The 11,955-nt window shown below is 47.8% G+C and carries 13 protein-coding genes; 11 read left to right on the top strand and 2 right to left on the bottom strand.

Annotated features, from left to right (window positions below; genetic code table 11):
• The first annotated feature begins 185 nt into the window (after window positions 1-185).
• The 8 genes from kefG to rplI all read left to right on the top strand — a co-directional run bounded on the left by kefG (window position 186) and on the right by rplI (window position 5,916).
• On the top strand, window positions 186-800 hold the full coding sequence (gene kefG / locus AC6I8U_RS01555) for a glutathione-regulated potassium-efflux system ancillary protein KefG (protein ID WP_498017579.1): 615 nt from the start codon (window positions 186-188) through the stop codon (window positions 798-800).
• A complete protein-coding gene (kefB, locus tag AC6I8U_RS01560) occupies window positions 784-2,580 on the top strand; it encodes a glutathione-regulated potassium-efflux system protein KefB (protein ID WP_498017580.1) in 1,797 nt (598 codons plus the stop codon). The genes kefG and kefB overlap by 17 nt, the downstream gene beginning before the upstream one ends.
• 33 nt (window positions 2,581-2,613) lie before the next feature.
• Entirely contained in the window at window positions 2,614-2,817 is a 204-nt protein-coding gene (locus tag AC6I8U_RS01565; protein ID WP_042477233.1) for a YheV family putative zinc ribbon protein, read from the top strand.
• Between the two features lie 118 nt (window positions 2,818-2,935).
• Complete coding sequence (gene slyD / locus AC6I8U_RS01570) at window positions 2,936-3,523, top strand: peptidylprolyl isomerase (RefSeq protein WP_042477236.1); 588 nt, start codon at window positions 2,936-2,938, stop codon at window positions 3,521-3,523.
• 85 nt (window positions 3,524-3,608) lie between these two features.
• Window positions 3,609-4,550 carry an isoaspartyl peptidase/L-asparaginase family protein gene (locus AC6I8U_RS01575; protein ID WP_252012649.1) on the top strand — a complete coding sequence of 314 codons (942 nt, stop codon included), beginning with the start codon at window positions 3,609-3,611 and terminating at the stop codon, window positions 4,548-4,550.
• A gap of 188 nt (window positions 4,551-4,738) precedes the next feature.
• Entirely contained in the window at window positions 4,739-5,128 is a 390-nt protein-coding gene (rpsF, locus tag AC6I8U_RS01580; protein ID WP_042477242.1) for a 30S ribosomal protein S6, read from the top strand.
• A 77-nt stretch (window positions 5,129-5,205) separates the two neighbouring features.
• Window positions 5,206-5,433, top strand: coding sequence for a 30S ribosomal protein S18 (gene rpsR / locus AC6I8U_RS01585; protein WP_000090472.1), 228 nt, complete (start codon window positions 5,206-5,208; stop codon window positions 5,431-5,433).
• Window positions 5,434-5,463: 30 nt separating this feature from the next.
• Window positions 5,464-5,916, top strand: a complete 453-nt coding sequence (rplI, locus tag AC6I8U_RS01590; RefSeq protein ID WP_042477246.1) for a 50S ribosomal protein L9 — start codon at window positions 5,464-5,466, stop codon at window positions 5,914-5,916.
• 107 nt (window positions 5,917-6,023) lie between these two features.
• Here the strand turns inward: rplI and AC6I8U_RS01595 are convergent, their stop codons facing one another.
• Complete coding sequence (locus AC6I8U_RS01595; RefSeq protein ID WP_234495086.1) at window positions 6,024-6,794, bottom strand: DUF481 domain-containing protein; 771 nt, start codon at window positions 6,792-6,794, stop codon at window positions 6,024-6,026.
• A gap of 178 nt (window positions 6,795-6,972) precedes the next feature.
• Here AC6I8U_RS01595 and AC6I8U_RS01600 point away from each other — a divergent pair, with 178 nt between their 5' ends.
• Together AC6I8U_RS01600 and alr are read left to right on the top strand one after the other, a co-directional pair.
• Complete coding sequence (locus AC6I8U_RS01600) at window positions 6,973-8,367, top strand: replicative DNA helicase (RefSeq protein WP_156111084.1); 1,395 nt, start codon at window positions 6,973-6,975, stop codon at window positions 8,365-8,367.
• Between the two features lie 12 nt (window positions 8,368-8,379).
• The gene (gene alr / locus AC6I8U_RS01605; protein ID WP_498017581.1) at window positions 8,380-9,471 is read left to right on the top strand and encodes an alanine racemase; all 1,092 of its coding nucleotides are present in this window, start codon (window positions 8,380-8,382) and stop codon (window positions 9,469-9,471) included.
• Between the two features lie 102 nt (window positions 9,472-9,573).
• Here the strand turns inward: alr and AC6I8U_RS01610 are convergent, their stop codons facing one another.
• Entirely contained in the window at window positions 9,574-9,996 is a 423-nt protein-coding gene (locus AC6I8U_RS01610; protein WP_498017582.1) for a secondary thiamine-phosphate synthase enzyme YjbQ, read from the bottom strand.
• A gap of 303 nt (window positions 9,997-10,299) precedes the next feature.
• Between AC6I8U_RS01610 and pgi the strand changes: the two genes are divergently transcribed.
• Window positions 10,300-11,952 carry a glucose-6-phosphate isomerase gene (gene pgi / locus AC6I8U_RS01615; RefSeq protein ID WP_394153333.1) on the top strand — a complete coding sequence of 551 codons (1,653 nt, stop codon included), beginning with the start codon at window positions 10,300-10,302 and terminating at the stop codon, window positions 11,950-11,952.
• The last annotated feature ends 3 nt before the right edge of the window (window positions 11,953-11,955 follow it).

The following is an 11,955-nucleotide window of genomic DNA, read 5'->3' on the forward strand; positions in this document are numbered from 1 at the left end:
AAACTAACCTGCACGAACGGTGAAGTTTGGTATATGATGGAACAAACTGATAACAAAAACAGAATGATTTCAATAACAATCATCACTGTCTACCCTTAAAGATTAGGGTAAACAAGAGTGACTGACTCTCGATGTTACGAGAGAGCAGTTTACGAAGCCGTAAGTATGGAGATGGTTTTCAAGGAATGACGTCAGAATTACAACACTCAAACCAATCCCCAAAAGTTCTGGTGATCTATGCGCACCCAGAGCCGCAAAACTCTATCGCCAATCAGGTGATGCTCAAGAAAATCCAGTCACTGGATAATGTCACCCTGCGTGATTTGTATGCCCTGTACCCTGATTTCTTTATTGACGTCAATGCTGAGCATCAGATGCTACTTGATCACGATGTGATTGTGTTTCAGCATCCACTTTATATGTATTCCTGCCCATCGCTGCTCAAAGAGTGGATTGACCGAGTGCTGGGCAAAGGCTTTGCGTTTGGTGATGATTGTGCGTTGGAAGGCAAGTATTGGCGCAGCGTGATCACGACAGGCGGTAAAGAGTCGGCCTTTAGCCAGTCTGGCTACAACAAGTACCCACTTGAGCAGATATTGCAGCCGTTTGAGCTGAGCGCAGCCTTGTGCAAAATGCACTGGATGGAGCCGTTGGTTCTCTACTGGTCTCGCCGTGTGGATGACATGGATCGCTATCAGCATGCCGAGCTTTATAGGCAGTGGTTAATGCACCCCTTCGATGAGTCTTTGATGATGTCGTCGCTGACGGTAAAGGAGGCGGCTGATGGCAATGGCGAATGATTTTCTACAGAGCAGCGTGATATTTCTTTCGGCGGCGGTGGTGGCTGTGCCGATTGCCCAGCGCTTTGGGTTAGGAAGTGTGCTGGGTTACCTGCTGGCGGGTGTGGCGATTGGTCCATGGGGGCTCGGTCTCATTAGTGATGTGGATGAGATCCTTCACTTTGCTGAATTTGGCGTGGTGCTGCTGCTGTTTCTAATTGGTCTCGAGCTAAATCCCAAGAAGCTGTGGCAAATGCGGGTACCGATACTGGGCCTTGGTGGCGCGCAGGTGTTAGTCACTACCTTAGTCTTGTCCGCCATCGCCTCGCTGTTTGGACTCACATGGCAGACAAGCTTAGCCATAGGGATGGCGCTAGCACTCTCTTCCACTGCGATTGCACTGCGGGTGATAGAAGAACAAGGATTGGCGGGCGGCGAAACGGGTCAGTCTGGCTTTGCAGTACTGCTATTTCAAGATATCGCCGTGATCCCAATGTTGGCGCTGCTTCCGGTACTGGCAGGTAACACAGCAGGTAACTGGGATGACATTCTGTGGATGTTAGCGGGTGTGCTCGGACTGCTCGTTGGTGGTCATTACCTCATTCGACCATTATTTCGCTATGTGGTGATGAGCGGCGTACGTGAGCTGTTTACCGTGGCGGCGCTGCTGCTGGTGGTGGGTATTGCCGCCTTCATGCAAAAGCTGGGTTTATCGATGGCACTCGGCACCTTCTTAGCTGGGGTGCTACTTGCAGAGAGTGAGTATCGCCACGAGCTAGAGATAGCTATTGAGCCCTTCAAAGGTCTATTGCTGGGCCTATTCTTTATCGCTGTGGGCATGGCAGTCAATTTAGGGCTACTGGTCTCTGAACCACTTAAGGTTCTACTTGCGGTTGTTTCTCTAGTGGTTATCAAAGGCTTGCTGCTTTACGTGTTGGCGCGTCTATTTGGTATTCGCCCGAAAGCGCGCAGTAAGATGGCGGCTATTTTGAGTCAAGGTGGTGAGTTTGCTTTCGTTATTTTCACTGCTGCCAGTGCTCAGGGTCTGTTGCCTGCTGAAGAGTCGGCTTTCCTGCTAGTCGTAGTGAGCTTATCCATGGTGACCACGCCACTGCTTTTGATGGGACAGAAAAAGTGGTTTGAGAGATCGCTGAATCAAGAGCAAGAAACCACCATTAAAACCGATGTTGAAGATAGGCAGCCACGAGTCATCATTGCGGGCTTCGGTCGCTTCGGACAAATTGTTGGTCGCTTGATGTACGCCAATAAGGTCAAAATCACCGTACTAGAGAGTGACGCGAGCCAAATTCATCTGCTGCGAAAGTACGGCTATAAGGTGTTTTATGGTGATGCTACACAGCTAGACCTATTAAGGGCAGCAGGTGCCCACAAAGCGGAAGCCATTATCGTCTGCACGGATTCTCCAGAAGAGATTATGGAAGTGGTGGATATGTGTCATCAGCACTTCCCGTCGCTTAAGGTGCTGGCGCGAGCTCGCAGCCGCGTAGAAGCGTATCAGTTAATCAACCATGGTGTGGATCGCTATTCTCGAGAGACCTTCTTAGGGGCGCTTGACTTAGGGCGTCAGGCGCTGATTGAGCTAGGATTTCACCCTTATGAGGCCAAACGCGCAGAAGCGCACTTTAAAAAACTGGATAATGCCATGCTCAAGGAGCTGTTGCCGCAACACAGTGAAGACAAAGAACTGGCGCAGCGCTCAAAAGAAGCTCGTAAAGAGCTCGAAGAGATCTTTGGCCGTGAAATGGAAAACGACCGCCAGTCCCGAAACTTTTGGGATTAGGTGACGAGCGTCGTCTGGATAGTAGGAAGTAACATGAGCAGTATTAAGAAACGATTTATCGCAGGGGCAAGCTGCCCGAAATGTTCCACACAAGACAGCCTACGCTGGTGGATCGAAAACAATGTTGAGTGGGTAGAGTGCGTAGATTGCGAGTTCACTGAGCAGCGAACCCCTAAAGCTGTAGAAAAATCTGAACGAAGTGATGAAGAATTAATCGGCATTTTTAAGCCGGAATGATTGAGTTTCTATTTTCTATCCCCATAATATGCTCACACGCCGCCTAACGGCGGCATTGTTTTTATAAGATTAGGCGAAGTCAAATGTCTAGTCTTAGTGCCAATCCTTTGGAGTATCCATGAAAATTGCTAACAACGCAGTAGTAAGCCTAGCGTACCAAGTAAAAACTGAAGACGGTGTGGTTGTTGACCAAGCAACTGTAGAAGCACCTCTAGATTACCTACACGGCCATAACAACCTAATCACTGGCCTAGAGAAGGAACTTGAAGGTAAAGAAGCAGGCGACAAGTTCACTGCAACTGTTTCTCCAGAAGAAGCGTACGGCGAGCACAATGACGCGCTAGTTCAGCGTGTTCCAGCTAACGTATTCCAAGGCGTTGACACAATTGAAGTAGGTATGCGTTTTCTAGCGGATACTGACCAAGGTCCAATCCCTGTAGAAGTTACAGAGGTAGATGGCGATGAAGTTGTGGTTGATGGTAACCACATGCTAGCGGGCCAAACGCTTACGTTTGACGTTGAAGTGGTAGCACTTCGCGAAGCAACAGCAGAAGAAATCGAGCACGGTCACATTCACAAAGCTGAGCACGGCGGCTGCTGTGGCGGCGAAGGTCACGGTGAAGAAGGTGGCTGTTGTGGTGGCGAAGGCCACGGTGAGAAGAAAGAAGACGGTTGCTGCGGTGGCGGCGGTTGTGGTTCTCACTAATCACACGCTTTTCAAAGGCCTCCCATTGGGAGGCCTTTGTCGTTTATAGTACTTGGAAACAGAACGAATAATAAGGAAGTGATGTATGACTCAGCCTTTTGCTATCGCTATTCATGGTGGTGCCGGTACGATTTTAAAAACGCAGATGAGTGATGAGCTCAAGCAAGAGATACTTGATGCATTGAGCAAATCGGTACAGGCAGGCGCTGCGGTTCTTGAAGCAGGAGGTGATGCTCTCGATGCCACGGTTGCAGCGGTAAAGGTGATGGAAGATTCGCCCCATTTTAACGCGGGTAAAGGCTCGGTATTGACGCACGACGAGATGGTGGAGATGGACGCATCTGTGATGCACGGCGCGCAGCAAGATGCGGGTGCCGTGGCGGGCGTAAGGCATATCAAAAACCCGATTGCGCTTGCTCGTGATGTGATGCGCGATAGTGATCACGTGCTCTTAATTGGCGAAGGCGCGGAAAAGTTTGCTTTTGAACAAGGTCATGACTACACCGAACAAGATTACTTCTTTACTGAGAGGCGCTATGAACAGCTTCAATCGATGAAAGAAAAAGGGCTGTTTGCGCTATCAGAATCCAAATACCCCGATGATAAGAAATACGGCACAGTCGGTGCGGTCGCGCTTGATAAGCAGGGCAACCTCGCCGCAGCGACCAGTACCGGCGGTGTAACCAATAAGAAATATGGTCGTGTGGGTGATACCGCCATCATAGGTGCGGGTACCTACGCTGAGAACAATAATGTCGCGGTTTCAACCACAGGTATGGGCGAGTATTTTATTCGCAAAACGGTGGCGGGAGAGGTGGCAGCACGCATGCGTTATCTTGATGAAGATGTACACACGGCGTCTGAGACCATTATTCAAGGTGAGCTGAAAACGATGGGCGGAGAGGGCGGCTTGATCGCCATTGATGCCAACGGCGATGTCCACTTTGCGATGAACAGTTCTGGCATGTATCGAGCCTCTGTTGGCGTGGATGGGGCATTAACGGTGAAGATTTATGCTGATGAATAGCAAGGCTTTTTGCACCTAAGCAGCACTGCATAATTTCCGTGGTTGTTTCACCTCTAAAATTGCTTGCTTATTGCCCGCCCTTTCTGTAACATTCGCGGTCCTTAATTCTCGGTCTTTTTTATTAGTTCCTTGCTTCCTCTGGACGACCGAGCCAAACGTGGAAGCTAATAATCCGTAAGGAGCAACCAATGCGTCATTACGAAATCGTATTCATGGTGCACCCTGATCAAAGCGAGCAAGTTGCTGGCATGATCGAGCGTTACACTGGTTCTATCACTGAAGCTAACGGTACTATCCACCGTCTAGAAGACTGGGGTCGTCGTCAACTGGCTTACCCAATCAACAAGCTTCACAAAGCTCACTACGTTCTAATGAACGTTGAAGCTCCACAAGAAGCTATTGATGAGCTAGAAACTGCTTTCCGTTTCAACGATGCAGTTCTACGTAACATGATCATGCGTACTAAAAAAGCTGTTACTGAGCCTTCTATCATGCTTAAGCAGAAAGAAGAGCGTTCTGAGCGTGCTCCACGTCGTGAAGAGCGTACAGAAGCTAAGCCAGAAGCATCTGCAGAGTAATTCGTTACTCACTTAGTACTTGGTAGTGGTTATCCATTACCGACATCAAGACTTTAATTTAGATCAGGAGATAGCCCATGGCTCGTTTCTTCCGTCGTCGTAAATTCTGCCGTTTCACTGCAGAAGGCGTTCAAGAGATTGATTACAAAGACGTAGCAACTCTTAAAAACTACATCACTGAAGCTGGTAAAATCGTACCTAGCCGTATCACTGGTACAAGCGCTAAATATCAGCGTCAGCTAGCGCGCGCTATCAAGCGTTCACGCTACCTAGCTCTACTTCCGTACACTGATAAGCATCAGTAATCGGCACCGTTTAGAAAAGAGGATTAAACAATGCAAGTTATTCTACTTGATAAAATCGGTAACCTAGGTGGTCTTGGCGATACAGTTAATGTTAAATCTGGTTACGCTCGTAACTTCCTTATCCCACAAGGTAAGGCTGTAATGGCAACTAAATCTAACGTTGAAATGTTCGAAGCTCGTCGCGCTGAACTAGAAGCTAAAGTTGCTGAGCAACTAACTGCTGCTGAAGCTCGTGCTGAAAAAGTTAACGCTCTAGAAGCTGTTGTTATCGCTTCTAAAGCTGGTGACGAAGGCAAACTATTCGGTTCTATCGGTACTCGTGACATCGCTGACGCAATCACTGCTGCAGGCGTTGAAGTTGCTAAGAGCGAAGTTCGCCTTCCTGAAGGTGCTCTACGTACAACTGGTGAGTTCGAGATCAGCGTTCAACTTCACTCTGAAGTTTTCGCGCAAATCGCACTACAAGTTGTTGCTGCTGAGTAATTTCAGTTACAAGAACACGAAAAACACCAGCCTCGGCTGGTGTTTTTTTTTTGCTCATTTTCTATTAGTGCAAGACCGAGTTTGTCTTTGATAGAAAGCTAAGAAAGCTAGAAAGCGAAAAGTAGATTAACAGTAAAGATTGAATCGCGTTTGCTTAAGGTAGGGCTAGGTACCTTGGTATGGTATTTACTGTCATAAGCAAGCTTAAGGGCGATGGTCTCGGTAATGTCGTTGGTGACGTTTAACTCCGTATCCATACGCGTGTTGCTTTGACCTGCAGTGACGGTAAGTTTGGTGGCGACTGTTAGGTTATCCAGTGGGTTCCAAGAGAAATTAATGTTACCGCGCACAATGGCTTCTTTCACAATATCCTTGAAAATGATCTCATCATCATCGATTTCATCAACGTTAGGCTCTTGATAACGAAAGCCTGGACCAAATTCGGCTTCAAGCAAAACTGAATCTGTATTAAATAACTGGTAACCAAAACCGCCCGAAACTGTATGGTCTTCAAAGTAAGAGCTGTAGCGAGATGTAAAACCGTTATAGTTTCCGTATAGATAGGTCCTTGGGCCCAACTTATAGTCGCTCTGCAGCAAATAGTTTTGTTGATTCTTGTCCTCTTCCCCATTTTTGTACAATTGATAGTACTTCCACTCACCATTGGTACGGTGTCTACCCTCAGTATATTCAGCGCCAACACGAGCGTTTAGCGATTGAGAGTCGGTATTACCTGAGTGCGCCTGATAGCCAAACTCGACTTCAGTTTTTAGAGGTGAGGGTGGTGTGTCTTCGTTGTCACCAGAAGGCGTGAACTCTTCAGCATAGATCGCCGGCGAAGCAAGCAGCACTAAACTAAATATCAACTTCTTGGACACGAAAACCTCATGGCATGGGGAAATGGGCAGGGGATTATATGTGTCGCATATTCGTTCATCGTCAGCGATAGGTCAAATTTTGATTCATGATTCATCGTTTTAGTCGCGTTTTCTTTGCTTTAGCCCACACTTACTTGAGTATATAATGGTGGGTCTTAGTGTGTTATCGAGTAAGGTCATGGCGGATATCCGAAATCAAAAAAGTAAAGATGCTCAAGTGGACTCAGTGAAGGTTCCTCCTCACTCCTTAGAGGCGGAGCAATCGGTCTTAGGTGGTTTGCTGCTGGACAACCAGCGTTGGGATACCGTGGCAGAAAAAGTCATCAGTAGCGATTTTTATAGTCGACCGCACCGTTTGATATTTGAAGGTATCCAAGCGATCCTCGAAGAGAATCACCCTCTTGACTTGATTACTCTCTCCGAGCATCTAGAGCTTCGAGAGCAGCTTGATGATGTGGGTGGCTTTGCATACCTAGCGGATTTGGCGAAGAACACGCCAAGTGCAGCCAATATCAATGCCTACGCGGATATCGTGGCTGAGCGTGCTTTGGTGCGCAACTTGATTGGTGTGGCGAATGAGATTGCTGATGCTGGCTATGACCCTCAAGGTCGCTCATCAGAAGACCTTCTCGACATGGCAGAGAGTAAAGTCTTTAAGATTGCTGAAGATCGCACCAATGAAAACGAAGGCCCTCAAAACGTCGATAACATTCTAGAAAAAACCCTAGAGCGTATTGAGATCCTCTACAAAACACCGCAAGACGGTGTGACGGGCGTGACCACGGGCTTTAATGACCTCAACAAGAAGACTGCCGGTCTACAAGGCTCTGACTTGATTATCGTTGCGGCGCGTCCTTCTATGGGTAAAACCACGTTCGCAATGAACCTGTGTGAGAATGCGGCGATGTCGAGCGACAAGCCTGTACTTATCTTCTCACTCGAGATGCCTTCAGAACAGATCATGATGCGTATGCTCGCCTCACTTTCTCGTGTTGACCAAACCAAGATCCGTACTGGTCAGCTTGATGATGAGGATTGGGCAAAAATCTCCACCACCATGGGCATGCTCATGGAAAAGAAGAATATGTACATTGATGACAGTTCAGGTTTGACTCCGACAGAGGTGCGCTCGCGTGCTCGTCGAATTGCACGTGATCATGGCGGTCTTAGCCTCATCATGGTCGACTACCTTCAGTTGATGCGTGTACCCTCTTTATCTGACAACCGTACCCTAGAAATCGCCGAGATTTCTCGCTCTCTCAAAGCGTTAGCGAAAGAGTTGAATGTGCCTGTTGTGGCGCTGTCTCAGCTTAACCGTTCCTTGGAGCAGCGTGCTGATAAGCGTCCGGTAAACTCGGACCTTCGTGAATCGGGCTCTATCGAGCAGGATGCCGACCTTATCATGTTCATCTACCGCGATGAGGTATACCACCCAGACAGTGCACTCAAGGGGATTGCGGAAATCATCATAGGTAAGCAGCGTAATGGTCCTATCGGTTCGGTGCGCTTGACGTTCCAAGGTCAATTCTCTCGCTTTGATAACTACTCCGGTCCTGCGTTTGATGAAGAATAGTAAGGGTTCGGCATGAGTTACATGAAAGCAGCGACAGCGCATATCAACCTAGATGCGTTGGCTCATAATCTAGCGCGCATTAAGCACAAAGCGCCAAACAGCAAAGTGATGGCTGTGGTTAAGGCAAATGGCTATGGTCATGGCTTAAGACATATTGCTAAGAATGCTGAGGGTGCGGATGCCTTTGGTGTTGCGCGTATTGAGGAAGCACTGCAGCTAAGAGCGAGCGGCGTTGTAAAGCCTATCTTGTTGTTAGAAGGGTTTTATTCGGCGAACGATTTACCCGTATTAGTTACCAACAATATTCAAACTGTGGTTCATTGTTACGAGCAACTTGATGCGTTGGAGCAGGCGGAGTTAGAGGGACCCGTTGTTGTCTGGCTTAAAGTCGACAGCGGCATGCATCGCCTCGGCGTTCGTGAAGAGCAATATCAAGAGTTTGTCGAGCGTCTGCATCGCTGTGATAACGTGGCAAAGCCGCTGCGTTACATGAGCCACTTTGGCTGTGCCGATGAGCTTGATAATCCAATGACGAAACAGCAGATTGAGCTGTTTCTCTCGCTTACCGAAGGCTGCAATGGTGAACGCTCAATGGCAGCATCTGCTGGCCTGCTAGAGTGGCAATCAAGCCAGCTCGATTGGGTTCGCCCAGGCATCATTATGTATGGTGTGTCTCCATTTGGAGATAAAACAGCGGCCGATATGGGCTTTAAGCCTGTGATGACCCTAAAGTCTCATCTGATTGCCGTCCGTGACGTGAAAAAAGGTGAGAGTGTTGGTTATGGTGCCACCTGGACCAGCGAGCGAGACACCAAAGTGGGTGTGATTGCGATCGGTTATGGCGATGGCTACCCACGCACGGCCCCTAATGGAACCCCGGTATTGGTGAATGGTAGAAAAGTGCCTATCGCGGGGCGCGTATCGATGGATATGCTTACCGTGGACCTAGGTCCGGATGCTTTGGACCGAGTAGGTGATGAAGCCATCCTGTGGGGCGAAGAACTACCTTCTGAAGAGGTCGCAGACCACATCGGTACTATCGCTTATGAACTAGTGACCAAATTGACTTCACGTGTCGAAATGAGCTATAGCGATAAAAGCTAGACTCTATATGTCACACCAAAGAATCACAGCTGATTAAATCGTCATCCCCGCGCAGGCGGGGATCTTCTTACCGCGATCTGCGAACCAAGCTCTGCCTAGTTATCAAACCTGCCCCTGCAACGTCGCAATAACCCGACGCTCACCACCAAAATCTCGATGCTCCCCCAAGTAAATGCCCTGCCATGTTCCTAAAGCTAATCGACCATTGCTAATCGGAATCGACACACTCGCACCAAGCAATGAGCTCTTAATATGAGCTGGCATGTCATCACTCCCTTCATAGGTATGTCGGTAGTAAGGGGCGTTTTCAGGTACGTAGCGGTTAAAGTGGCTCTCCATATCTGTGCGTACCGTTGGGTCGGCGTTTTCATTCAGGGTTAAACTTGCTGAGGTATGTTGAATGAAAAGATGTAGCAAACCTACAGAGTAGTCGTTCAGTTGTGGCAATTGTTGTTCAATTTCATCAGTAATTAGATGAAAACCACGTTTTTTCGCGCTGAGGTAAAGGGTCTTTTGTTGCCACATAATCACTCCTCTGTATTATAGTGCTATGCATATATAAGGTGTTTACTAAATTTGTTTACATTGTGAACCGATACGTGACCTAACTCAAGGAGCGTACAGGCGCTCTGGTTCATAATTACGCCTGAAAATTTATTACTAAACAAAGCCACGGCTTTGTGAACAACATACAAGATTGTAACGACGAGTGATCATCAAAGGCACTCGTCTGTATTTAGAATATACTGTTTATTATTCGCTAAACTGGGGGTTCCTTTTCCTTGGGGGGATTGGGAATAAAACCGACTAAAAATTGGGATAGAGACCATGTTGAAAAACATCAATCCAACGCAAACTGAAGCTTGGAAAGCACTGACAGCGCACTTTGAATCTGCGCAAGATATGGATTTAGCAGAGCTATTTGCACAAGACGCTGATCGCTTTGGCAAATTCTCTACACGCTTCGGCTCTGACATTCTTGTTGATTACTCAAAAAACCTAATCAACGAAGAAACAATGAAGAACCTTTTTGCTCTAGCGAACGAGACTGAGCTTAAAGGCGCAATCAAAGCGATGTTTGCAGGCGATACCATCAACCAAACGGAAGGTCGTTCTGTTCTTCACGTTGCACTGCGTAACCGCAGCAACACGCCAATCATGGTGAATGGCGAAGACGTAATGCCAGCGGTAAACGCGGTTCTAGAGAAGATGAAAGGCTTCTCTGAGCGCATTATCTCTGGTGATTGGAAAGGTTACACTGGCAAAGCCATTACTGACGTTGTAAACATCGGTATCGGTGGCTCTGACCTTGGTCCTTACATGGTGACTGAAGCGCTAGCGCCATACACAAACCACCTAAACATGCACTTCGTGTCTAACGTTGATGGTACTCACATCGCAGAGACTCTGAAGAAAGTTGATCCTGAAACAACGCTATTCTTGGTCGCTTCTAAGACATTCACGACTCAAGAAACCATGACAAACGCGCACTCTGCACGTGACTGGTTCCTAGCGTCTGCATCAGATGAAGCACACGTTGCTAAGCACTTCGCTGCGCTATCGACTAACGCAACGGCTGTTGCTGAGTTTGGTATCGACACAGACAACATGTTTGAGTTCTGGGACTGGGTCGGCGGTCGTTACTCACTTTGGTCTGCAATCGGTCTTTCTATCATCCTAGCGGTTGGCTACGACAACTTTGTTGAGCTACTAGCAGGTGCTCACGAGATGGATAAGCACTTTGCTGAGACTGATCTAGAAAGCAACATCCCAGTACTGCTTGCTCTTATCGGTATTTGGTACAACAACTTCCACGGCGCTGAATCAGAAGCGATTCTACCGTACGACCAATACATGCACCGCTTTGCTGCGTACTTCCAGCAAGGCAACATGGAGTCTAACGGTAAGTTTACTGACCGTAACGGTGACGCAGTAGACTACCAAACGGGTCCAATCATCTGGGGTGAACCAGGTACTAACGGTCAGCACGCGTTCTACCAGCTAATCCACCAAGGCACTAAGCTTATCCCTTGTGACTTCATCGCACCTGCGATCTCTCACAACCAAGTGAGCGACCATCACCAGAAGCTAATGTCTAACTTCTTTGCACAAACTGAAGCACTAGCGTTCGGTAAGTCAAAAGAGACAGTAGAAGCAGAATTTGCAAAAGCAGGTAAGAGTGCGGAAGAAGTGAAAGATCTTGTACCATTCAAGATCTTTGAAGGTAACCGCCCAACGAACTCAATCCTAGTGAAGCAAATCACACCTCGTACTCTGGGTAACCTAATCGCGATGTACGAGCACAAGATCTTCACACAAGGTGTTATCTGGAACATCTTCAGCTTTGACCAATGGGGTGTAGAGCTTGGTAAGCAACTGGCTAACCAAATCCTACCTGAGCTAGCAGACGACAGTGAAATCTCGTCTCACGACAGCTCAACCAACGGTCTAATCAATGCATTTAAAGCGTTCAAAGCGTAATCA

This window comes from Vibrio sp. KUL80, from assembly GCF_059725495.1.

Excerpts from the sequence above, each read along its gene's own strand:
- AC6I8U_RS01565 (WP_042477233.1), top strand. The coding sequence starts at position 2,614 with ATGAGCAGTATTAAGAAACGATTTATCGCAGGGGCAAGCTGCCCGAAA.
- AC6I8U_RS01610 (WP_498017582.1), bottom strand. The coding sequence starts at position 9,996 with ATGTGGCAACAAAAGACCCTTTACCTCAGCGCGAAAAAACGTGGTTTT.
- kefG (WP_498017579.1), top strand. The coding sequence starts at position 186 with ATGACGTCAGAATTACAACACTCAAACCAATCCCCAAAAGTTCTGGTG.
- kefB (WP_498017580.1), top strand. The coding sequence starts at position 784 with ATGGCAATGGCGAATGATTTTCTACAGAGCAGCGTGATATTTCTTTCG.
- rplI (WP_042477246.1), top strand. The coding sequence starts at position 5,464 with ATGCAAGTTATTCTACTTGATAAAATCGGTAACCTAGGTGGTCTTGGC.
- slyD (WP_042477236.1), top strand. The coding sequence starts at position 2,936 with ATGAAAATTGCTAACAACGCAGTAGTAAGCCTAGCGTACCAAGTAAAA.
- rpsF (WP_042477242.1), top strand. The coding sequence starts at position 4,739 with ATGCGTCATTACGAAATCGTATTCATGGTGCACCCTGATCAAAGCGAG.
- pgi (WP_394153333.1), top strand. The coding sequence starts at position 10,300 with ATGTTGAAAAACATCAATCCAACGCAAACTGAAGCTTGGAAAGCACTG.
- alr (WP_498017581.1), top strand. The coding sequence starts at position 8,380 with ATGAGTTACATGAAAGCAGCGACAGCGCATATCAACCTAGATGCGTTG.
- rpsR (WP_000090472.1), top strand. The coding sequence starts at position 5,206 with ATGGCTCGTTTCTTCCGTCGTCGTAAATTCTGCCGTTTCACTGCAGAA.
- AC6I8U_RS01575 (WP_252012649.1), top strand. The coding sequence starts at position 3,609 with ATGACTCAGCCTTTTGCTATCGCTATTCATGGTGGTGCCGGTACGATT.
- AC6I8U_RS01600 (WP_156111084.1), top strand. The coding sequence starts at position 6,973 with ATGGCGGATATCCGAAATCAAAAAAGTAAAGATGCTCAAGTGGACTCA.